The 22,485-nt window shown below is 53.3% G+C and carries 17 protein-coding genes, 1 tRNA gene and 2 pseudogenes; 11 read left to right on the top strand and 9 right to left on the bottom strand.

The genetic code is table 11. The features are described 5' to 3' along the window. Nucleotides 1-161: 161 nt before the first annotated feature. From G7064_RS11500 to coaE, 5 genes are all read left to right on the top strand, one after another. Entirely contained in the window at nt 162-1,163 is a 1,002-nt protein-coding gene (locus tag G7064_RS11500; RefSeq protein WP_133271214.1) for an isocitrate/isopropylmalate dehydrogenase family protein, read from the top strand. Nucleotides 1,164-1,317: 154 nt separating this feature from the next. Continuing rightward, a complete protein-coding gene (locus G7064_RS11495) occupies nt 1,318-1,842 on the top strand; it encodes a DUF1573 domain-containing protein (RefSeq protein ID WP_166073691.1) in 525 nt (174 codons plus the stop codon). Nucleotides 1,843-1,950: 108 nt separating this feature from the next. Continuing rightward, nucleotides 1,951-2,268, top strand: coding sequence for a preprotein translocase subunit YajC (gene yajC, locus G7064_RS11490; RefSeq protein WP_166073690.1), 318 nt, complete (start codon nt 1,951-1,953; stop codon nt 2,266-2,268). A gap of 19 nt (nt 2,269-2,287) precedes the next feature. Continuing rightward, a complete protein-coding gene (locus G7064_RS11485; RefSeq protein WP_166073689.1) occupies nt 2,288-3,253 on the top strand; it encodes a hypothetical protein in 966 nt (321 codons plus the stop codon). After that, nucleotides 3,250-3,855, top strand: a complete 606-nt coding sequence (gene coaE, locus G7064_RS11480; RefSeq protein WP_317172748.1) for a dephospho-CoA kinase — start codon at nt 3,250-3,252, stop codon at nt 3,853-3,855. Before G7064_RS11485 ends, coaE begins: the two co-directional genes overlap by 4 nt. Nucleotides 3,856-3,862: 7 nt before the next feature. Here the strand turns inward: coaE and G7064_RS11475 are convergent, their stop codons facing one another. The 4 genes from G7064_RS11475 to G7064_RS11460 all read right to left on the bottom strand — a co-directional run bounded on the left by G7064_RS11475 (nt 3,863) and on the right by G7064_RS11460 (nt 7,660). Next, nucleotides 3,863-5,035 carry a hypothetical protein gene (locus G7064_RS11475; RefSeq protein WP_166073688.1) on the bottom strand — a complete coding sequence of 391 codons (1,173 nt, stop codon included), beginning with the start codon at nt 5,033-5,035 and terminating at the stop codon, nt 3,863-3,865. A 72-nt stretch (nt 5,036-5,107) separates the two neighbouring features. Further along, nucleotides 5,108-6,733, bottom strand: coding sequence for a glycosyltransferase family 39 protein (locus G7064_RS11470; RefSeq protein ID WP_166073687.1), 1,626 nt, complete (start codon nt 6,731-6,733; stop codon nt 5,108-5,110). 144 nt (nt 6,734-6,877) lie between these two features. Continuing rightward, entirely contained in the window at nt 6,878-7,363 is a 486-nt protein-coding gene (locus tag G7064_RS11465; RefSeq protein ID WP_166073686.1) for a hypothetical protein, read from the bottom strand. Nucleotides 7,364-7,582: 219 nt separating this feature from the next. Beyond that, nucleotides 7,583-7,660, bottom strand: a tRNA-Val gene (locus G7064_RS11460). A gap of 137 nt (nt 7,661-7,797) precedes the next feature. Here G7064_RS11460 and G7064_RS11455 point away from each other — a divergent pair. Both G7064_RS11455 and G7064_RS22740 read left to right on the top strand, forming a co-directional pair. Beyond that, nucleotides 7,798-10,380 carry an AsmA-like C-terminal region-containing protein gene (locus tag G7064_RS11455; protein WP_166073685.1) on the top strand — a complete coding sequence of 861 codons (2,583 nt, stop codon included), beginning with the start codon at nt 7,798-7,800 and terminating at the stop codon, nt 10,378-10,380. A gap of 130 nt (nt 10,381-10,510) precedes the next feature. After that, entirely contained in the window at nt 10,511-11,407 is an 897-nt protein-coding gene (locus G7064_RS22740) for a TerB family tellurite resistance protein (protein WP_133271222.1), read from the top strand. Between the two features lie 86 nt (nt 11,408-11,493). On the opposite strand, the gene G7064_RS11445 is transcribed toward G7064_RS22740, so the two are convergent. Together G7064_RS11445 and G7064_RS11440 are read right to left on the bottom strand one after the other, a co-directional pair. After that, nucleotides 11,494-12,639 carry a mechanosensitive ion channel family protein gene (locus G7064_RS11445; protein WP_166073684.1) on the bottom strand — a complete coding sequence of 382 codons (1,146 nt, stop codon included), beginning with the start codon at nt 12,637-12,639 and terminating at the stop codon, nt 11,494-11,496. 45 nt (nt 12,640-12,684) lie between these two features. Then, a pseudogene (locus tag G7064_RS11440) lies at nt 12,685-13,910 on the bottom strand (Glu/Leu/Phe/Val dehydrogenase dimerization domain-containing protein). A 231-nt stretch (nt 13,911-14,141) separates the two neighbouring features. Between G7064_RS11440 and G7064_RS11435 the strand changes: the two are divergent. Beyond that, on the top strand, nt 14,142-14,450 hold the full coding sequence (locus G7064_RS11435) for an ArsR/SmtB family transcription factor (RefSeq protein WP_084443403.1): 309 nt from the start codon (nt 14,142-14,144) through the stop codon (nt 14,448-14,450). Between the two features lie 87 nt (nt 14,451-14,537). Here G7064_RS11435 and hemA read toward each other — a convergent pair whose 3' ends face one another. Continuing rightward, nucleotides 14,538-15,812 (bottom strand): glutamyl-tRNA reductase, encoded by a 1,275-nt coding sequence (gene hemA / locus G7064_RS11430; protein ID WP_166073683.1) that lies wholly within the window; start codon nt 15,810-15,812, stop codon nt 14,538-14,540. 315 nt (nt 15,813-16,127) lie between these two features. Here hemA and G7064_RS11425 point away from each other — a divergent pair, with 315 nt between their 5' ends. Next, a complete protein-coding gene (locus tag G7064_RS11425) occupies nt 16,128-17,312 on the top strand; it encodes a sensor histidine kinase (protein ID WP_166073682.1) in 1,185 nt (394 codons plus the stop codon). 12 nt (nt 17,313-17,324) lie between these two features. Here G7064_RS11425 and G7064_RS11420 read toward each other — a convergent pair whose 3' ends face one another. Both G7064_RS11420 and G7064_RS11415 read right to left on the bottom strand, forming a co-directional pair. Further along, entirely contained in the window at nt 17,325-18,443 is a 1,119-nt protein-coding gene (locus tag G7064_RS11420) for a lipocalin family protein (protein WP_166073681.1), read from the bottom strand. 48 nt (nt 18,444-18,491) lie between these two features. Further along, the gene (locus G7064_RS11415) at nt 18,492-19,259 is read right to left on the bottom strand and encodes a carboxypeptidase-like regulatory domain-containing protein (protein ID WP_166073680.1); all 768 of its coding nucleotides are present in this window, start codon (nt 19,257-19,259) and stop codon (nt 18,492-18,494) included. Between the two features lie 221 nt (nt 19,260-19,480). Between G7064_RS11415 and G7064_RS11410 the strand changes: the two are divergent. Both G7064_RS11410 and G7064_RS11405 read left to right on the top strand, forming a co-directional pair. After that, nucleotides 19,481-21,228, top strand: a pseudogene (locus tag G7064_RS11410) (amino acid permease). A gap of 163 nt (nt 21,229-21,391) precedes the next feature. Then, the gene (locus G7064_RS11405; protein ID WP_166073679.1) at nt 21,392-22,471 is read left to right on the top strand and encodes a DegT/DnrJ/EryC1/StrS family aminotransferase; all 1,080 of its coding nucleotides are present in this window, start codon (nt 21,392-21,394) and stop codon (nt 22,469-22,471) included. Nucleotides 22,472-22,485: the final 14 nt, after the last annotated feature.

Below are 22,485 nucleotides of genomic sequence, written 5' to 3'. Positions count from 1 at the left end.
GCGCTGATTCGACGGTGTGCTGATGTGCTTAGGATGGTTTTCCATCGGGGCGCATCAGCACACTCGCATTTCACGCAGCCAAGTAACGGTTGCACTTTACCTAAAAATGCCGATTCGTTTTGCGACACATTTGCACATCAAACAATCAGTAGATCAATAGAATGCATACAATCACCCTTATTCCCGGCGACGGCATCGGACCCGAAATCACGAAGGCCGTTACGGATATTTTCAGTGCCGCCCAGGTGCCTGTGCAGTGGGAAGAGCAGAACGCTGGTCAAACGACTTTCGACCAATCGGGCGAGTTGATTCCGCAGGCGTTGCTGGATTCGTTGGAGAAAAACCGCGTGGCTCTGAAAGGCCCCATCACGACGCCCGTAGGCAAAGGCTTCCGCAGTATCAATGTGTCGCTGCGCCAGAAGTACGATCTGTACCAAAATGTGCGCCCATCCAAGACCAACCCTGGCATTGTGACGCGCTACGAAGGGATTGACTTGGTGCTGTTTCGCGAAAATACCGAGGGCTTATATTCCGGTCTTGAAGTGTGGGATGAGCGCTTAGGCATTGCCGACTCTTTCAACCGCATCACAGTGGAGGGCTCGCGCAAAATTTGCCGCGCGGCGTTTGCGTACGCGGCCAAGCATAACCGCAAAAAGGTAACGCTGGCGCACAAGGCTAACATCCTCAAGATGGCGGGTACACTTATGATCAATGCCTGCAAAGAGGCGGCTGCTGAGTTTCCGCAAATTCAGTTTGAGGATAAGATTATTGATAACATGTGCATGCAGCTCGTCAATAAGCCCGAGCAGTTTGATGTTATCGTGACGACCAACCTCTTCGGTGATATTCTGTCTGACCTTTGCGCTGGCCTCGTAGGGGGCTTAGGCGTAGTAGCGGGGGCCAATATTGGTGATGATATGGCCGTATTTGAAGCGGTGCACGGCTCGGCTCCTGACATTGCCGGCCAAGGCAAAGCTAACCCTACAGCTTTGCTCCGCTCAGCCCTGATGATGCTACATCACCTCGGCGAGCACACGCACGCCGACCGCCTCGAAGCTGCCTTGGATGCTACCTTGCTGCAAAAGGAAAAGTGTACTGGCGACTTGGGAGGCAAGGCCTCGACCAGCGAATTTGCCCAGGCGGTAATTGATAATTTGAAGTAGAAAAAAGCCCCCCAGCGCCTAATTTTGTGCGCCTCACTAGGGGCAAGTGACTGCTAGGTGCCGGAACCCCGCCCAGCATTCACCTGTTGTAGCTTTTTTAATTGAAAACGAAGAACTTAGGCTGTCCAAATAAGATGGTCTGCTAACAAACTCCATGAAACGTACCCTCATTCCCTCCTTGTTCGCCTTTGCCGTGTTGCTAGGCGCTTGCAACAATGAAAAGTCCACGGAAGTAGGCGCGGCCGGCATGAATGCCGCCGCTACTGCCGCCGAGGCTACCGCCAGCCCGGTAGTTGATAACCCCAATGTGGCCAGCGAAACGGAAGCGCCCAATCCGAATGCGCCGGTGATGACCTTCGCTGAAACCGAGCACAACTTCGGCGACATCAAGCCGGGCGAGGTAGTGAAGCACACCTTTACGTTCACCAACACCGGAAAAAGCCCCCTGCTAATTGAAAATGCAACGGCTTCCTGCGGCTGCACTACTCCTAACTGGACCAAAGAGCCCATTGCTCCCGGCGGCAAAGGAACCATTGATGTGCAGTTTGACAGCCAAGGCAAAACTGGCCTTCAGAACAAGCAAATAGCTATTCGGGCCAACACGCAGCCTACTATCACCCAGATTGCTATTCGGACCAACATCCTACCTGACGGCCAAAACGGACCGTTAGCTCAATAAAACGGTAAGCAAGAGCGGCCCACAAGCCGCTCTTGTTATTTTTGCTGACTCGGGCGCCGCTAGCTCTTTGGTGGCCGCGGCGTTTTTCTTCAACCCAACACCTCTCCAATGTTCCTCACGCTTTTATTGCAAGCCCCGGCGGGGGGCATTACCCAGTTTCTGTTTCCGGTGGCTATTGCCGCCGTGGTTTATTTCTTCATGATCCGGCCTCAGCAGAAGCGGGCGGCTACGGCACGTAAGTTCCGCGAGTCGCTGATCAAAGGTGCTACGGTGGTTACGATTGGTGGCCTGCATGGCAAAATCGTGGATGTGCACGAAGAATCAGTGATTATTGAAGTAGACCGAGGCACCCGCCTCAAGTTTGACCGTAGCGCTATCGCGCGCGAAGTAACGCCGGCCGCGAAGGCTCCTGTAACGACGCCCTAATTCCCTTAACTATACCGCTTTGCCGCTCACTCGTGCTGCCCGTCTGGTTCGCTGGTTCACCAGTCCGTTTTACGGACAGGAGAGCAGCTACTGGCGGGCAGTTACCGTTTGTTTTATGGCGGCTTCCACGTTTTGGCTGCTGAATGCGCTGAACAAAACGTATTCTACCCGCATTACCTACCCCTTGACTTGGCGCTACGACACCACGCGCTACATACCCGTGCAGCCGCTTCCCAGTGAAGTAGCCGTAAACGTGACGGGGCGCGGGTGGAAGTTGTTGCGCAAGGCTCTGATGCTAGACGTGAAGCCAGCAGAGGTACCCGTAAGCAGAGTGCCCACCGCTACCCGCTTTGTCACAGGAAGTTCGTTGCGGCCAGCCTTGCAGACCGCGATGGAAGGTATGCAGTTCAACTATATTCTGACCGATACGCTTTGGGTTGAATTTGATGAGCTAATAACGCGTAGGCTGCCGTTGACGCTCAGTCCGGATGTTGATGGCTCCGCTTTGCCCTACGCCGCACGCTTTGTACCCGAAAGCATTGCATTTCGGGGGCCAGCCCGTACCGTAAATCGACTGGCCAGCCCCTATCCTGTGCACTTGCCCAAAGCACCAGCCGGTAGTAGCGACGGGGCTATTATCGTACCTATCGGCGGTCCGGCCTCGGTGGAAACCAATGTACAGGAAATTCAGGTGCGCCTACAGCCGCGCCCTCTGCTAACCGTGCCTGTGCAGATAGTACCTGAGCTGAATAATTTTCCGGTGGGGGAGAAGTTCGGATTTTTTCCTGCTACCGTAACCGTAGAGGTACAATGTTTCCCTGAGGACACTGCCCGTTTAAACCTGCAGGAACTGCGGGTAATGCTGAATTATCGTAAGCTAACTGCTCCCGATTCCAGCCTGGAGCCTATGCTTGTACAGGCTCCGGCATTAGCCCGCGGCACTCTTATCAAAACACCCGCCGTGCGGGTTTCACGGGTTAGATGAGTATGCTGCGGATTGGTATCACCGGCGGAATTGGGTCGGGGAAGAGTATTATATGCCGGTTGTTTCAATTATTGGGTGTACCGGTTTACGATTCCGACTATCGGGCGAAATGGATAATGGCGAATGATTTGAGCTTGCGAGCGGAATTGTTGGCTGCATTCGGTTCCCAGACGTTTAGCGAGTCGGGCCAGTTGGATAGAGCCTATTTGGCCCGCGTTGCCTTCTCAAACCCCGCGCAGCTAACCCAGCTCAATGCTTTGGTGCACCCGCACGTAGGCCGCGACTTTGAAACCTGGGCTGCGGCGCAGCAGCAAGCAGGACACGCCTACTCGCTAAAGGAGGCAGCTTTGCTTTTTGAGTCGGGTGCCTACCGCCAGCTCGACCGTATTATTACGGTTTTTGCCCCCCAAGACGTGCGGCAAGCCCGCGTATTACGCCGCGACCCCCACCGTACTGCTGCCGATATTCTGGCTATTGTCGGCAAGCAGATGAGCGAGGAGGAAAAGGTCCAGCGGGCCGATTACGTCGTGTACAATGATGATCAGCAATTATTGATACCGCAGGTGCTGGCGCTCGATACGCTGTTTCGGCAGCAGGGGTAGCTCAGCGCTACCTGATTATCGCGCTACGCTCGAATTTTCGGGTGGGGTCGAAAAGCTTGCGGTACGTCACGTGCGTTTTGGAAATGCGGGCTCCGATGGAGCGGGTGAGGGCTAGCATACGAGGGTTGAAATCGCCGATCCAGTTCATCTCAATCTCGGTGTAACCGGCCGCTACAAGCGTTTGCTGAGCGTGCACCAGCATCGCCGACTCGACGCCCTTGCCTTGGTGAGCGGGTACAACGCCGAAGATGACCCCGAACATTTTGCGCGGCTGCCGGCGTTCATAGCGCCATTTTTCCCATACAAACCGAATTTTGCCCCCCAGATTTAGCCTTGGCCCTACGTGCTTAAAAATCTGATTCAGCTCGGGCAAACTCACAAAGAAAGCAACGGGCTCACCCTGGTGATAAGCAAACCAAAGCAAGCGCGTGTCCATAACGGGCCGCATTTGGCGCACCAGCTGGTGCGCTTTGTCCAACGTCATCGGGTTGATACCCGAATGATTAGCCCAAGCCAGGTTATACACATGATGAAAATCATGGGCCATCTGGTCGGCTGAGCGACCTACTGAGTGGGCAAACGTGTAAGCTGGCTCCTCCTGCGCATAGCGCTCGGCGGTGCGCGCAAAGCTTGGATGCAGAGGCTCAGCTACTTCCCGGTGGCAGGTATACTGCTTGAAGTACACCTGAAAGCCATAGTTTTCAAACAACTGCTGGTAATAGGGCGGATGATAAAACATCCCATAGTTAGGCTCCGTGAAGCCCGAGACCAGCAAACCCCAAAACCGGTCGCGCTCCCCGAAGTTGATAGGCCCATCCATGGCCTGCATCCCACGCGTCAGTAGCCACTCCTGGGCAACACCAAAGAGTTGGTTGGCCGCGGCCTGATCATTAATGCACTCAAAAAAACCGATTCCACCGGTCGGTAACGTAGGATCGGTGTGTGCGGTAAGCTCATTTACAAAAGCGGCGATGCGACCAATGGCCCGACCTTGTGCATTGGTCAGAACCCAGCGAGTGGCTGTGCCATGCTGAAAGTTGGGATTACGTCGCGTGTCGAATACGGCCTCAACATCATTATCGAGGGGCGAAATCCAGTTAGGATGGTGTTGATAAATTTGAGCCGGCAGCTCCAGAAATTGCCGCCGGTGCTGAGCAGTAGAAACTTCAAGCAGTGACATCACGCAGTAAGGAACGATACCGGGCACGCGAGCGGTATAGTTATAAAAAAGGTTAACCCGCTACCAGCCGACTTACTTATCAGAGCGTCGGAAAACCGATAGGATGCGCACGCCATTAACCTGAATAGTATGTACTTCCCGACCGATGGTGTCGGGAAAAGAATGCGTTCGATAACGATAGTTAGTGAGGATATAGTCGGCGTTTTGGTGGTTTGTGAAGCGTAGGCGGGCGCGGTCGGCGGGGGGCAAAATTAGTGAGTTCGTATAAACTAGGTGACCACTGGGCCAGGGCGAGTGTACGTTGATTGTGGGAGCTTGGTCGTGCGTAAGTGCCCATTCAAGCCCCTGACGGTAGGAAAGGCCCCAATAGTCGAGGTCGAAGTTGTGCTGAGCGAAGCTGGGGGGCAAAATGCTGAAATACGTCTGCTGGTGCGGATGGTCGCGCACTATGCGCCAGGCCGCGTGTACCATTCCGCCGCTGACAACTAGGGCCGCACTTATAGCCACCGGCCGCCACTGAGGTCGCTGCCGCGCTGTTGCCGCGAGCGTATGCACGCCATGCACCGCCAGAAGTATCAGCGCTGGATAGATGAAGTATAAGTGCCGCCAGCCATCATACACTACCGGACGCAATGCCATGACCAGTAGCACAGGTACCAGTAGCCAGCTCACGAAAAGCAGATCGAGGCGCCCGGCAAATGAACTTACGCTTGCTCGCCCTCGCCAACTTATCTTCCGCAGCCAGAGGCCCACTCCGATTAAGGCGGATATTACGTAAGGTAAAGGCGTTGTGATGATTATCCATACTGGGATATAATGCCAGGGAAGCTGCGTGCCCGGCAAGACTTGCCCAAAGTATACCACCCGCCCCGCCCAGGGGTATTGGCTGATTCGCTGCGTAGCCGCTAAAAGTTCTTTCCAGGGCAAGGCCCATAAATAGGGCCACCCCAACACTGTAAAAATCAGCGCGGCCATACTATATACTCCGCCCACTCGCAGCAACATTCCGCGCTCATTCCGCGCTCGGTGGCGGGCTTCCAGCCACAGCATAACCAGCGTTACGACTAGCAGCAGCAACCCCTGCACGCGCACATCGACGGCCAGCGCCGTGGCGAGCCCGTGGACGAGGGCGCGCCCCCGCGTCGGGTGGTGCAGCAGCCGCACCAGCGTGTAGATAGCCAGCGTGAAGAAGGCCATATACACGATGTCTTTGCCGTTGTAAAAAGCTTCGGCAAAAAACCGGGGCGAGAGCACGAGCAGCCCCGCGCCCAATAACCCCCAACGCCAGCTTTCAAACCGTTGCTTTCCGAGCTGATACAGGGCCCAAACCCCAAGCACGAAAACGAGAAAGACGCAAATGTGACGAAGACGATAGAACGCCTGTGAATCGCCATGAGTAAAAACAAAGCTGAGCAGGGCCAACGGCAGCTCGAACGCTACACCATGGTCAGCATCCGCAAAGTTCTGGATGTCGGGAATCAGGCGACTGCTAGGTTGGCTGGCTACTAACTCGGGAGCTACCAACTGAGTCAGATACTTTGCACTGACTAGCCCATTGAGGTGGTTGTTCGGCTCATCCCACGATACGCCGTAGTCATTATGCAGCCACAAACCTATGCCGATCAGCATCCCAAAAAAGCCCCCCACAATCCACTGGCTGCTCGACTTAAAGAAACGAAAGCGAAACAAGTCAGGCATGAATAGGGCTGCTGTGGCGGCGCAAGTTAACAGCTAGCCGAGCAAGTGTAGTAACACAGACTGGTTGTTGAGTAGCTACTTGGTAGTCACAAAAAAGCCCGCTTCATAATTGAAGCGGGCTTTTTTGTGACTACTGTGCTAATTTTAGATAGACCCGTAAGTAACGGTACGGACAGTAGTATTACCATTGCTGGTTGATGTCTGCTTAACAGTCATGGTAGAGGATGTTAAATCGGCCGGACCGCTGAGCGTAGGAGGGAAATTAGGGCATAAGCAGGGTTCCGTAAAGGTGATAACCGTCTTATCAGCATTCCAGCTCCAGGTGCCCTTCGCTGTCTGCGGATCGGGAGCAGCGCATTTGCTAGGGCCTTCATTTATCTCTAATTCGCCATTATCGTTAAAGCGAATGAAGTCATCCTTACCACAAGCCTGCAATGCGGCGTAATTATCGACTGTTGTGGTAGCACCGGCACTAGTTGTGGTTACACTAACATCAGCCGTTGCGCGCCAATCTTTATTAACCAGTAGAGTTATCTTAGGATCTGTTGCATCTGGCTCATTCTCTTCACCACAAGCAGTAAAAGTGACAGCCAGTAATAAGGAAAGGCTAAAAGTCAGTAAGTGTTTCATAATACAGAAAGGGTAGGGAGAGAGGGTATTATTAATGCAGCGGTGTAGCTACTGTAATGACAAGCTGAATACGCTATACGCTCCAGCAGGTTACTTTATTATAAAGATCCCACTAAAACGGATAAATATATTGATTTTTTACGGGCTTCAACCTGCTATGTATCTTACCAATCCTAAAACTACAAACAAAAAAAGGACAGCCGTTACCGACTGTCCTTTTGGTGGGAGATACTGGGTTCGAACCAGTGACCCTCTGCTTGTAAGGCAGATGCTCTGAACCAGCTGAGCTAATCTCCCTTTGTTCCCGTTTGGGATGGCAAATATGGCAGGTCATTTTCGAATACGCAAAAAAAACCGCGACCTTCGGGCTATAATTTTTAGTGAGGGAGTCCAAAAAACCTCTCAACTGATTCACTACCAGAAAATTTCGGTTGTTGATTCGTTTAAAAAAGTTTTTTCTGTACTCGCTGCTGGGAGGCATTTTGCTGCTGTTGGGGGGCATTTTGGGAATCTGGCTGGGGGAGGAGCGCATCATTGCGTTGTTTGTGCGGGAAGCCAACCGGCACCTGCGTACACCTGTGCAAGTGGGTAAAATTGATCTTTCGTTGATCGATCAGTTTCCGCGAGTGTCGGTAACGCTGCAGAATGTGGTAGTGGGGGGCTCTTTACCCCAAGATACCGTGGCTCTGGCGCGCGCGCGTCGCTTATACTGCGCCTTCGACATTTGGGACCTTGTAGCTGGTCGCTATCGCATTCGGGCCGTGACCCTGGACTCAGCAACGGTGCAGGTGCGCTATGATGCGCAAAGCCAACCTAACTGGGACGTCTTTCGGGTCGATTCATCGGGCACATCCGATGATAAGCCCTTCGCATTTGACTTGGAACGTATTGTGCTGCGGCGGGTGCTGGTAATATACGATGATGCAGCGCGGCGTCAGCGGCATACTATCCGAGCCCACGACTTGCGCGCGGGCCTTTCAGTAACGGATGAGCTCATTGATATTCAAGCTGATGGGAAGGCGCGTATCGAAGCGATTGAGCTAGGGCAGGATAAATACTTTCGGCAAAAGGAGTTGACACTGAAGACCCTGATAACTATTGACCGCCCAGGCCGACGAGTTACCATTCAGCCCTCTGATTTGCGTATTGGGCCCGCTACGTATGGTGTGGCGGGTACGGTAGGTTATGGGGGCGAAACACAGTTGGATTTACACGTGGAAGGTCGACAAACCGATGTCCAATCGGTAGTAGCGTTGCTGCCCCCGCGCTTGGCTGGCAACTTAAGCGCTTATCGTAGTCGGGGAGAAGTGTATTTTAGAGGTACGGTGCGCGGAGCTATGTCTGCGCGCAGCAATCCGCGGGTGGATGTGCAGTTTGGCTGTCGCGATGCTTCCTTCTACCATCCTGAGTACCGCGAAACCGTAGAAAACGTCTATCTGACGGGGTCCTTTGATAATGGCAACAAGCGGTCGTTGCGCACGTCTACGTTGGCTCTGCGGAAGGTGCGCGGCACGCTGCACGGGCGGGCGCTGGGGGGCAATTTGCGCTATCATAACTTTGAAGACCCTACAGTACAACTCGACCTGCGGGCCGACCTTGACGTAGCCCGTGCGTTGCGCTTCTACCCGGTAGCCGCCGTGCGTACAGCTAGTGGCGACGCGCGCCTAGCCGTGCGCTTCAACGGCAACCTGCGAGCCTTTCGGGCCCAACCTGCCGCCGCCGCTGTGCAGTCTAGCGGCGACCTGACGCTACGAGGTGTGAGTTTGCGCCTGCGCGATTTCGGGCAGCCATTTACGGGGCTCAGCGGCAACTTTATTCTGCGTCGCAACGATGTAGCAGTCAGTGATTTTAAGGGGCGAATAGGTCGCTCTGACTTTCAATTAAACGGCCTGTTCAAAAATGCGCTGGGGTGGCTCTTGCTACCTCGCCAACAGCTCTTAGTGGAGGCCGATGTGGAGTCGCGCTTACTTGATTTTGACCAGTTGCTGAGCGCGCAATTAGCTGACGCTGCGCAGAAAAGCCCCCCAAAGGGTAAAAAGCGAGGGCCGCAATCCGAATACGAGTTTCACGTAGCCCCCAATCTGGCCTTAGACGTACAGGCCAGCGTAGGCCGAGTGCAATTTCGGCGCTTCCGGGGACGTAACCTCAATGGCACGGTGCGCCTGCGCGACCAGGTTATTTCTTCGCCTACGCTGAGTGTGGCAGCGGCTGGCGGCCAAGCCAGCATTCGAGGAAGCATTGATGCGCGCCAGCCCGATTTGCTGAAGGTGCATACCACCATGGCCTGCTCACAACTGCCGCTTGATAGTCTGTTTTACGTGTTTGAGGACTTTGGCCAGAAGTTTATTACGGCTCGTCACCTACGCGGCCGCCTCACGGCTTCGGGCGAGTCGGACTTGTACTTTGACCGCCGTCTGACGCCGCTTACTGACCGAATGGAAGCCGAAGTAAGAGCAACGGTGCGCGATGGGGAGCTCAATAATTTTGAGCCGTTGCAGAAGCTTTCTATGATAGCCCGTCGGGACCAATTGCGCCATTTGCGCTTCGCAGAGCTCACCAACAACTTCTATATTCAGAGCCGGACAGTGTATATGCCGGAAATGGAAATCCGCTCTAACGTGCGCACTGCCTCCATTATTCGCGTTACGGGCACGCATACCTTCGACCAGCAGATGGATTACCACCTCTCCATTCCGGTGTTGCCGGGGCTGCTACATCGGGCATCTATGGGGGGAAGCGGCACCACTGGGCCCAACCTGTTGCTGGCTATTCAGGGTGATGAGAACAACTTCAAAGTAAGCTATGATCGGGCTCGTGCGCAGGCCAACCGGGCCGCCGCAACGCCCCCCGGCAGCGGTCCGCGCCCTAATCTGAGTGATGCGTTGGATGGATCTGCCACTACCGATCCTGTGGCGACGCCTGCAACCCGGCCGGCAGAGGCGCGAAAGCCATTTGAGCTGAAAAAGCCGGTAAAGAAGCCAGCCCAGCCACAACCCGACGAGTATTTCGATTTCTAGCCGTACTTAAAAGCGTGGCAAAAGGGTTGTACCACAACTCTTTATTGCGGGGTATAGTCGAGCATCAACATTTCCCGATAGAGTGCGTTAAGGAGAGCAGTACTTTTCTTTCCTCCCAACCTTAACCGCTATGGACAACACGCAAGTATTACAGAATTACTCTGAACAGGAGAAAACCGCTTACCTAAGCGTCATTGCCAGCCTAGCCTCAGCCGACCGTCAGGCCTCAGATGCCGAGATAGAGTTTTTGCAGCAGCTCGCTCAAGCTGCTGGTCTCTCCAGTGGCTCTACCCAACAGGTAGTAAGCGCCGCTCAGGATGCCACTAACAGCACTGTACAGCAGAATCTGGACGCGTTGAAAGGTAGTGAGCTACGCTTTTCGCTGGTAACCGACCTGATCAGCTTTGCCCGCGCCGATGGAGCTTATTCCAACGACGAAGAGGCAATGGTTAACAAGATTTCCACGTATCTCGGCATTAATCAGCAACAGCAGCACACGCTGGAGCAAGTAGTTGACCAAGCCGAGAAAGTGCCTCACGATGCTAACGATCCTGCCAAGCAGGGCTTCTTCGGCGGCATTACTGATAAGCTTGAAAGTGCCGGCATCCCCAAAGGCGCCCTGATGGGTGGTTTGCTGGGTGTAGTGGCCCCGATGGTGCTGTCGCGCGTAATGGGCGGTAACCGGGGTGGTGCGATGAGCAGCGGTGGCTTAGGTGGCCTAATGGGCGGTGGCTCCATGGGCGGTCTGATGGGCGGCATGGGCGGCAGCGGCATGGGCGGCTTGTTGGGCGGTTTGCTCGGCGGCGGCTTGCTGGGCAACGTACTAGGCGGCGGTGGCCAGCAATTGCCCCAGCGTGGCTCACACGTAGGCAGCGGCGGCTTAGGCTCCCTCACGTCCATCTTGGGCGGTTTGGGTGGTCGCCCAAACTCGGCACCCCGTTCCGCCGGCGGCGGCGGTCTGGGCAGCCTCCTCGGTGGCGGCAGCGGTATGGGTGGCCTGCTGGGCGGTCTGCTCGGCGGTCGCTAGAACCAGTCTATAATAATCTGACATATAAAAAGCCCCCCAGAATATTTCTGGGGGGCTTTTTTGCGCAATAAGAAGCTACGCAGCTGTTATTTCCCCAAAACGGGCTGATCAACAGATTCGAGACCTTGCAGCCGGTCGGCAGGCGATTGAGTGCTGGCCAGCATATTGGCAAACTTGCCGCCGTGGCGCTCCACTGCCTCCACAATAGCATAGTTCAATTCCTCTTTCACCGCCAGAAACTCATCGTAGTTATTCGTCTCGACAAAATACTGAACAGCGGCTTCCTTGGCTGTAGGCGTGAGAGCTGTGAACTGCAACTGCACCTCATTAGTCGTAAGCGGGTGCGCCCGAATAGTGGCCGTAGCATCGGCAATAATGCGACGAAGCTGGTCGCTGGTCGTTTCGTGGCTGATGGTGAGCGTGAAGTTGACGCGCCGGGCGGTACGCAGCGATAAATTATCCAAGGGCTTATCAATCATCGACTTATTAGGCACCGTGACGTAGCTTTTCTCCACTGTGCGCAGACGAGTGCTGCGGAAACCTACTTTCTCGACGGTGCCGGTTACGCCGCCCACAGTTACCAGGTCGCCTACATTGAAGGGACGGTCAAGGAAAATAGTGAACGAAGCAATGAGGTTTTCAAGGCTTTCCTTGGCCGCAAATGCCACCGCGAGTCCACCAATGCCTAGGCCACCAATCAAGGCTGTCACGTTCACGCCAAAGCCTTTGCCGAGGATAATCAGAAAGGCGATAATCATCACAAACACCTTCAGCAGATCCTTGGCAAAAGGAATCAATTGATTATTCAAACGTGAAGGAACAATTTCGGCTTTGCGGCTGAATACCAGCACAAAAAAATCGATCAGGCGCAGAACGACCCAGCAAATGGCCGTGATAAAGCCAATCTGGTAAACCCGAAAAACAAGCAGTTCAAGCCAGTGCTCGCTTTTGTCTAGATCGGAAGTGCGAACCGGATAGTTAAGCACTTTGAACGCCAGAAAAATAGTGATCAAAACGACGACTACTTCAATTGGTTTGATGAGCAGCACCTGAAACTGGGTTTCGCTAACACCCTCCGTTTGCTTGCGCAGAAACCGAAACAGCAGACGCGACAACAAGCGCGACAGCAGGGTTTTGAAAACGTAGCCCACCAGCATAATAACCCCGCACACGAGGTAAGTGCCGATGTTGTTGCCGAAAAATCGATATTGAAGAAATTCGTTGACAGTCATGGTATTATAAAATATGATTGCCCTCTTTAGCGAACAATCAACGAACTATACAAGCTCCCGCAAGGCCATTTCAAACGACTTCTGCGCCAGTCCCGTACGGCCGTCGCCCTGCTGGCGTGTGCGCTCCAAAGCCCGACGAATAACGCGTGACGTATCGCTAAAAATAGCTTGGTCGGTGATTTCGGCGTTGGTCTCCATCAAGTAAGCAAATACCCGAGCCATACCGCAGTTGGCAATAAAATCGGGAATGACGGAAGCGTGTTGGTCGGCGTACTCGCCGGTAGGCCCGAAGAAGATTTCGGGATCCTGAAAAGGCACATTGGCTCCGCAGGAAATCACCTCCAGGCCGCCGGCCAGCATTTGCTCTACTTGGCTGCGCGAAACCAGACGGGATGAGGCGGCAGGAATAAATATCTCGGCTCCTGAGGACCAGATGCGCTGGCTAATTTCCTCAAATGAGAGCAAGCCGCTGGCAGTGAGTGTATTGTTTTTTCTAGCGAGAAACAGCTCACGAATCTCTTCCAGCGAAAACCCATTCGCATTTAGCAAGCCACCGGCCCGGTCGATGATACCCGTAATACGAACACCCTGGCTGGCAAGGTAATATGCCGCCGCCGCCCCTACATTACCCCAACCCTGGATGAGGGCACGCTTACCAACTAACTCACCGCCCCAGAGCTCATAGTAGTGGCGTACCGCCTCTGCCACGCCGTAACCAGTAATTAGATCGGCCACGGTGTACTTGCGGCTTAGGCTAGGCGTGAACGTCGCATCTTCAATTACCTTCACTACTCCCTGGCGCAACTGCCCCAGCTTCTGAATCTTCTGCGGCTCCGTGGCGTGGTAATGGCCGTTTACAATGCCCTCCTGGGGTGCCACAGGCCATAGTCTTCGGTAATAGGAATCACGTCGTGGATTTCGTCCACGTTCAAGTCGCCACCGGTGCCGTAGTAATTCTTGAGCAGCGGAATAACGGCCTTATACCAGCGCTCCAGCACGCCGCGCTTGCGCGGGTCATGCGGGTCGAAGTTGATGCCCGATTTTGCCCCCCCGATGGCTGGCCCCGATACCGTGAACTTTACTTCCATGGTTTTAGCCAGGCTTTCGACCTCGCGCTTATCCAGGCCCTGGCGCATGCGGGTTCCGCCGCCGGCGGCTCCGCCGCGCAGAGAGTTAATGACGACCCAGCCTTCGGCCTCAGTTTCAGCATCCTTCCATTCAAAAACTATTTCGGGACGCTTATTTTCAAATTGGGCCAGTAGGTCTTTCATTAGAAATACAAGAAAATTAACAGAGTGAAAAATATGGTGCAAAGGTAAGTAGACCCATGCTAGCGCTCAGGAATTAGCTTTTATAACTAAATTTTTTGTGGGTAAAGCCATAAGAAACTCGGCGAACACCAAATCTTTTCAGGGCTATGTTCGTTTCAAAGGAACTTTGCAGGTATAGAATATCGTATGATCCTTATTCTCTCCCTAAGTTTTCCACCTTTGTACTAGTATATGAAACCACTGCTGGCGCGCGTAGAATCCAAGAAAGTAGACAAGGCTGCCGCAATGCTGAAAGTGTTGGCCCACCCTAAACGCCTTGCAATCGTGGATTTGCTGGGTAAGGAGGACAAGATGACTGTAACGGAGATTTACCGTTCCCTCGACTTGCCTCAAGCCATTGCTTCTCAGCATCTTATCACTTTGAAAGACCGTGGCATTCTGTCCTCATTCAAAGTAGGCACTAAGATCTACTACTCACTGTCTATTCCTAAGCTGCTTGATGTGATCGACTCACTCGAGGACTGCTGCGAATCTATGTAATCACCTGTTTCGCTCACGAAACCAAACGAAAAAAGACCGCTACTAGCGGTCTTTTTTCGTTTGGTGTTAGTACCAAGTAAAGGCTTACTAATGAGCAGTTGTCGGCTGGTTCTCTAAGTCGAACAACTCTGTGATAATATCAATCACTTGGTCGGCTTCGCCGCGTTTGCAGGCTGCTTTCAACTGCAGTACTGGCTGCTTCAAAAACTTCTGCATCAGGGAGCGGGTAATTTCGTCCATGCGCTTGGCTTCCTCGGGGGGCATTTTCTTCTGGTAACGATCCATTTCTTCCTGCCGAATCTGCTCCAAGGCATTCTTCAGCTTCTGAATAGTGGGCGACACCAGCATTTCCTTGGTCCAGTCGGAGAGGCTAGCAATGCTTTCGGCGATAATAGCGCGCACCTGCGGTACGGCGGCCAAGCGCCGCTCTAGCGCCGCGCTAGCTTTGCTATGGATAGCATCGATGTTGTATACCAGCACGCCGGGCACGTTTTCCACCTCGGCCTCCACGCTACGGGGTACCGAGAGGTCGATGAAGAACTTATAGTTCAGTACGTCGAGGCGCGCCACCATATCGGTGGTGAAGAAGGGCGAATCGCGGTTGATGGACGAGATAACTACGTCAGCGTCTTTCAAGCCAGTTACCAAGTCTTCGAAGTCAAGCACGCGCAAGCCACACTCAGCTGCTAGTTCTTCGGCCTTGGTACGGGTACGGTTGCAAATGCTCACATTGGAGAACAAGTTGCTGTCGCCGAGGTGGCGGCAGACATCAGCCCCAATTTCACCTAATCCTACCACCAGAATGCTAGGGTTAGCAACGTCGGCGGTTAATTCCTCCACCAGTTCCAAGGTGGCGTAAGAGGTAGACGCGGCCCCGTCGCGGAAGCTGGTCTCTTGCTGTACGCGCTTGTTAGTGAAGAAGATAGTGTGCATTAGGCGGTGCAAGAACGGACCAGCGGCGTCCGCATCGGCAGCCCATTGGTAAGCGTTCTTTACCTGATTGCTGATTTGTAAGTCACCTACCACCTGAGCGTCGAGGCCCATAGCCACCTCAAAAAGGTGCTGAACGGCCGTCTCATAGGTATCGAGCACGTCGAAGTAGGACGCATAGGCGTGGCTCTCGGGCAAGCCCTTCAGGTGACCTAGTGCCGTAATGATGGCCGTGCTCTGGTCGTGATCGGCGGTGTAATACACCTCCGTCCGGTTGCAGGTGCTGAGCACGAGCAGGTCGCTGAGACCCAGATCGTGATGGAGCGTATGTAGGAAGCGGCGGCAAGCGGCCTCGTCTAATGCAATAAGCTCCCGAATGGCTAAGGGCGCTTTCTTGAAAGACAGGCTGACAGCCTTGAATGGGTGGAGCATAGCTGGTGCTAGTGCGAGAATCTGGGGGGCAAAAATACGGCGGAAATCGCTAGTGTGAAAACAGCCGACACTCCATAGTGGTTCGAGGGTATGTAAAGTATCGTGCCAAAACGCTTATAACCAGACTGGGGGGCTTTTTAGTGCACAGATAAACTTAAAAAATTCGTGTAGCGACCTGCTACGAAGCAGAACTGTGGAACCTGAGTTGAGGTGAAAGCGTCTGCATCGGGCGCGGGCACGTATCTTCGTTGCCTGTGCGTTTGTAGTTCTTCGCGCCTCCCGTGGGGGCTTTTTTGCCTTACAGCTTTTCCGCCTTTGCTACCGATTTACGATCAGAAGTCCCGTATCAAGCTCGTAGTGCTGGCTGGTGCCCTGCTCATCGCCGCCGCTACGGTTATCTACACCAATATTCTGGTAGGCCGCCTCTCTGAGCGCGAGCAACAACAGATTGATCTGTATGCTAAGGCTCAGCGCTATATTATCAGCACGGAGGAGGAAACCAACCTGGTGTTTGTACAGGAGCAGATTATTGATGCCAACACCACCATTCCTATCATCTTCACCGACGATCAGGGGAATATTCAGGGTACCAAAAACATTGACCTGCCCAAGGGCATATCGGAGGAAGCCTCGATACAGTTTCTGCGCGAGCGAATTGAGAAGATGAAGGCCCAGCACCCGCCTATCGTAGTGGAATACGCGGCGGGGTTGCGCAACTACATTTATTACCAAGACTCCGTGCTGCTCACGCAGTTGCGCTATTATCCGCTGGTGCAGCTGGCTATCATTGCTTGCCTGGGCGTCATTGCCTACTTCGCCTTCAGCTACTCGCGCAGAGCCGAGCAAAACCGCGTATGGGTAGGCCTGGCCAAAGAAACGGCTCACCAACTGGGTACACCGCTAAGCAGTCTGATGGCTTGGCACACTTACTTGAAAGAGTCGGAGCGGTTCCGGGACGAGCCCATTGTGGAGGAGTTGGGCAAAGATGTGCGGCGCCTGGAAATTATTACGGAGCGCTTCTCCAACATTGGATCGGTGCCCGTGCTCAAGGATGAAAATATTTTGCAGGTGACTCAGAACGCCATTGCTTACCTGCAAAGTCGGGTGTCAAAGAAAGTAGTGTTCAAGATTGAAACCAGCCTGCCTACGCACACACCAGCCAAGCTTAATATTCCGCTGTTCGACTGGGTAATTGAGAATATCTGCAAAAACGCCATCGATGCGATGGATGGCCGTGGTAGCATTACTATTCATCTGCGTCGCCCGGCCCGCAATAAGTCCCAGGTGGCCATCGACATCACCGACACCGGCAAAGGCATTTCCAAGAGCAAGCTTGACCGTGTATTTCTGCCCGGCTACACTACCAAAAAGCGGGGTTGGGGCCTAGGCTTGGCGTTGGCTAAGCGAATTATCGAGAATTACCACCAAGGCCGACTATTTGTGAAATGGTCGGAGCTAGGGAAAGGAACCACCTTTCGGATAATCCTGAATGGCGAATAGCGAATCGGCCTTCTAACGCGTAATGCTGCTAGGCGCTGGGCTTTCCACCGGAAGCGTACGAGGTGATTTTACTTCTTTGCGGTTCGTTATTTCTACGTAGCTGTTGCCGCTGACTGGCTTGCCATTGTGGGTACCCGTCACGCGGCACATGCCCTCCCAGTAGCTCATCTTAATGCCGGGCAGTAGCTTGAGCGTCAATTCTTGGTCAGGTATAATCGGCTCAATGGTCAGGTCATAGCCTTGTTTGGGTACCCGCAGGCGCCACTTACTAGGGTAGCGCAGCTTGGAGGTAGGGCTCGTCCAATAATCGAGGGTTTCGAGCTGAAAGTCCTCGGCGGCAAGGTGCGTGTTCTGGGCTTGGGGGCCAAAATGTGAGCCGCCGCTCACTGTTTGGCCGGTGGCTTTATTGAAAAGCTGATACGCCATGATCTCCTCCCGTGGCTCATCGAGCTGAACGGAAAACCAATCCCAGCCGAGGTCTTTCGTAGTCACTGAGTTGCAGTTCCATTGACGGTCGTACCACAACTCGCCTTCCACTTCCCGCCGCTTACCATCGACTTCAATGGTACCAGTAGCTGCAAGGCGCGGGTAGCTATAGTAGCCAGCCTGGGCCACCGGCCCGTATTTCTCGTAGCCCGTACCACCGTGTAGCAAGATGGCTTTGGCAGGCGTCGTAGTAAGGTTCACGGCTAAGCCCGGATGGGCAGCCATGCGCGCCTGCAGATGGTAGCGTCCTTCCTGACCACTCAAGGTCCAACGCTCATCCTTTTTCTTCATCGATAGGCTGAGTGGGAGCGTAGCGGGCAGCAGCTTGGGCAGCCGTTCTACCTTGTAGTCGTAGCGGAACTGCTTGGTTTGCGGGTCGGTGAGGGCAAAGTTTACCATCTGGTAGTCCTGCTTGCCTGTGGGGTTGAAGTGGAAGAATACGTACTCCACGCCATAGGTTTCACCAGTTGCCTTGTCTTTCAAATGGCCCGTTAAGTACCACCACTCCAAGGAGTTACGCAAGTGCGGCGTTTCCTCCTGCGGCAGTTGAGCACGTTCGGTGAAAATGTCATGCTTGTTGGTAGGCTTAAGCGTACAGGCAGTAGCAAAGAATAGCGATAGGGTGAGCAGCAGGATATTTCTCATACCCCGAAAGAATGCCTTTGGGGGGCAAAAGGTTTGCTAAAATCGAAGTTAGTGGTGTCGAAATGGAAGGATAGCCCGCTGCCACAGGCCACGCGGGGTATACCAGGGCGCTACATAGTAGCCACCAGTCATGGCAATTTCTCCCAATAGCACGGTATCCGGCGCAAGCTTGATAACCAGCGCAGCAGAACTTTTTAAATCAATGCTATACTCCCGGTTGATATAGCCTATTGAGCTGAATATCAATTTGACAGCTTTCAATTCCCTAAACTCGTCGGGAAGAATCAACTCGAATTGCCCGTCCGCATTGGTGCTAACTCCCACGTTAGTACCCGCTATAAGTACTGTAGCGCCTGGCATTGGCTCTTGGGTAGTGGAGTCCAGTATCATGCCCCGAACTACCAGAGGCAACGGCTTAAGTGATAACGGCTCTACACGGCGCGGTACGGCCACCATTCCCATCGTAATGACGTGCTGCTGCGTCGAGATAGGACGCTGAGCCTGCACTTCCGGTGCCGTTGCCGCCTGCAATCCTACTACTGCCACCGTCGCCGCTACCCATTGCTGCCACCGCGGGGCGTGCGTAATCGGCGCTACTACCAGTGGCCGATTCAGCTGCTGCGTCGCAAAGCGCCCACAGGTGCTACCCGACGGCCGGTGCTGGAGCCACTGTACTACTTCGGCATCGGTCATGCGCGTAAAATCCACAACCACTTTATCGCAGGCGGCGCAGTGACGGCCTTGGGCAGCGGGTGTCATCTGGGTCCATCCTTCATGACAGGGCTTTGGAATAGTAATAGTGGGGCGATGCGACATAATTGCGAGGGATTAGCGTTTCCCTGCTGATGCCACGCCGGAGATAATTCCACACGAAATAGCCAAAAATTTTGCCCCCCAAGCCAAGCCAGGGCAAAGCGCTCCGCTGCTCTGGTCTTCAATTGGGCGCCATCTGACAAGAAGCTAGCGCCGGGGTGTGCAGCCCCGCCGCAATATTCTTTATCTTTTGCCCCCCAAACCTTCTGCCCTTCACCTTTCGAATGAGTTCTTTTTCCTCCCTCTTCCGTCGTAAAGACATTTCCGCCATCCTGCAAAACCCGCCTGTCGACACTGCCGCCCACCCTGGCAGTACGGAAGAAGGCGCCTTGGAACGCAACCTCACCGTGCGCGACCTCACCGCGCTGGGTATTGCTGCTGTTATTGGGGCCGGTATTTTCAGCACCATCGGCAATGCCAGCCACGACGGTGGCCCGGCCGTGTCGCTGCTTTTTGTATTCACCGCCATTGCCTGCGCATTTTCGGCGCTGTGCTACGCGCAGTTTGCCGCTACCATTCCCATCAGTGGCTCGGCTTACACCTACGCCTACGCATCCTTTGGGGAGTTGACGGCCTGGATAATTGGCTGGGCTCTGATTATGGAATATGCGGTAGGCAACATCGTGGTAGCTATTTCCTGGTCCGATTACTTCACCGGGCTCATGCAAGGCATTGGGCTAGAGGTGCCTGCTTACCTAAGTATGGGTTTTCAGAGCGCTTATCAGGGCTACCATACTGTGCTGGAACTGATGCTAGCCGGGCGGCCCCTCACCGAGGCCTCGCCCGCCGATATGGCTGGCTACCAAACCTGGATTAGCGCGCCGGAACTCACTGATTCACTTCGCCTAGTCATCGACCTGCCTGCTTTCGGTATTACGTTTCTGATTACCTGCCTTGTGTACGTGGGGATTAAAGAATCAAAAAATGCCTCCAATCTATTGGTCCTACTGAAACTCATTGTAGTAGCCATAGTAATTATAGTGGGCGTTTTCTATGTGAATACTGGCAACTGGACGCCCTTTGCGCCTAACGGCGTGAGCGGTGTGCTCAAAGGCGTATCGGCCGTATTCTTCGCCTACATTGGCTTCGACGCCATCAGCACCACCGCCGAAGAGTGTAAAAACCCGCAGCGCGATTTGCCCCGCGCCATGATATACGCGTTGATCATCTGCACGGTGCTTTATGTAATTATCACGCTGGTACTCACCGGCATGGTGTCATATAAGGAGCTAGGTGTAGGCGACCCGCTCGCTTTTGTCTTCACCAAAGTTGGTCTGCCAAAGTTGGCGGGCTTAGTAGCGGTAAGTGCTATTTTCGCCATGGCGTCGGTGCTGCTCGTGTTCCAGATTGGCCAGCCCCGCATCTGGATGTCGATGTCGCGCGACGGCCTTTTGCCCCCGTGTTTGCCCGCGTTCATCCACGCTTCCGCACCCCGTCTTTTAGCACCATCGTCACGGGCCTATTCGTAGGTATCCCGGCTTTGTTGCTCAATATGGACTTAGTAATCGACCTAACCAGCATCGGTACCTTATTCGCCTTTGCGCTGGTGTGTGGCGGCATTCTGCTCATTGACCCACACGGCACTTCCGACGCACGCTTCAAGGTGCCTTACCTCAATGGCAAGTTCCTTGTGCCGCTGGTAGTACTCGTGGGGGGCATTTTATTACTGACTTATAATGGCGAGCAGGTAGCCGAGTTCGGCCGTGCCGTGCGCGGCGACAGTGGCTACGAAGGCTTCCGTCACTATATCCCGATGCTGGTGTTTCTGGGCTTCTGCGTGTACCTGAGCATTGCTTCCTTCCGCAATCGGCTCTCGTTACTGCCGGTGCTGGGCCTGCTCACCAACCTCTACCTGATGACGCAGCTAGGCGTGAGCAACTGGCTATTGTTTTTTGCCTGGCTAGTGATGGGGCTCGGCGTGTATTTTGGCTACGGCTACAAGCATAGCAAGCTGGGCTTGAAGAAGGTCTGATTACTGTTTGGGTGTAACATTAAATCAGGGGCTTACAAGCCATTGTTGCTCACCTGGTAATTGCTGCACGTCAGATAGTTAGTATTTTGTATTACGTATACAAGTTCATTGTTATCTCCTTCCACCATCAACTCCTAAAGCTTCGCTTCTAAGTACCCACTTCATGATCCATGTAACGAAAACATACCTGCCGCCTTTAGAAGAGTACACCGAATATCTTCAAGGTATCTGGGCGCGGACATGGATAACGAATTACGGACCACTGGTGCTGGAACTGGAGCAAAAACTAAAGAATTATTTAGGGGTCAAGCATGTGTTCTTGGTGTCCAATGGCACCATCGCTTTGCAAATAGCCATCAAGGCCTTAGAGTTAGAAGGAGAAATAATTACCACACCATTCTCCTACGTTGCTACTACTTCCAGTATCGTATGGGAAGGATGCAAGCCAATTTTTGCCGACATCCAACGGGATACGCTTTGTCTCGATCCGCAATTAATAGAGCAACTTATCACGCCTCGTACGAGTGCAGTTCTGGCTACCCACGTCTATGGAAACCCATGTGATGTGGAAGCCATTGAAATAATTGCTCAGAAGCATCAGCTAAAGATTGTTTATGACGCTGCGCACGCCTTTGGAGTACAGTACAAAGGTCAGTCAGTGCTAAACTTCGGTGATGTGTCTACACTGAGTTTTCATGCCACTAAACTGTTTCATACAGGTGAAGGTGGAGCTATTATTACCAATGATGATCAGCTAGCACATAAGATAGGATATATGGCTAACTTCGGTCATAATGGTCCGGAAAGGTATTGGGGGTTGGGAATCAACGGAAAGAACTCAGAGTTACATGCGGCTATGGGACTGTGTGTACTACCTAAAGTAACTGATCTGATTCGGCGTAGAGAAGAGATTAGCAAGCAATATGATCAACTACTTCATGGCCTTGGATTAGTGAAGCCTATGGTTGCTAAGCATGTAGTTTATAATTATGCCTACTACCCTATTATTTTTCCGAATGAAGAAGTAATGCTTGCAGTAATAGCTGCACTCAATGCTGAGCAGATTTTTCCGCGACGGTACTTTTATCCATCGCTAAATGAACTGAACTACATTGATAAGCAGAGCAGCATTATTGCCGAAGATATTTCTTCAAGAGTGATGTGCCTGCCACTGTATTACGACTTATCTGTAGACTCAGTTCTACAGATAGCCTCCATTATAAAAAATGTCGTAATACAGTAATTAGTATTTAATCT

It is taken from the genome of Hymenobacter sp. HDW8, from assembly GCF_011305775.1.
GTDB classification, from domain to species: Bacteria; Bacteroidota; Bacteroidia; order Cytophagales; family Hymenobacteraceae; genus Hymenobacter; species Hymenobacter radiodurans.
This window is presented reverse-complemented; position numbering and strand designations above follow the sequence as displayed.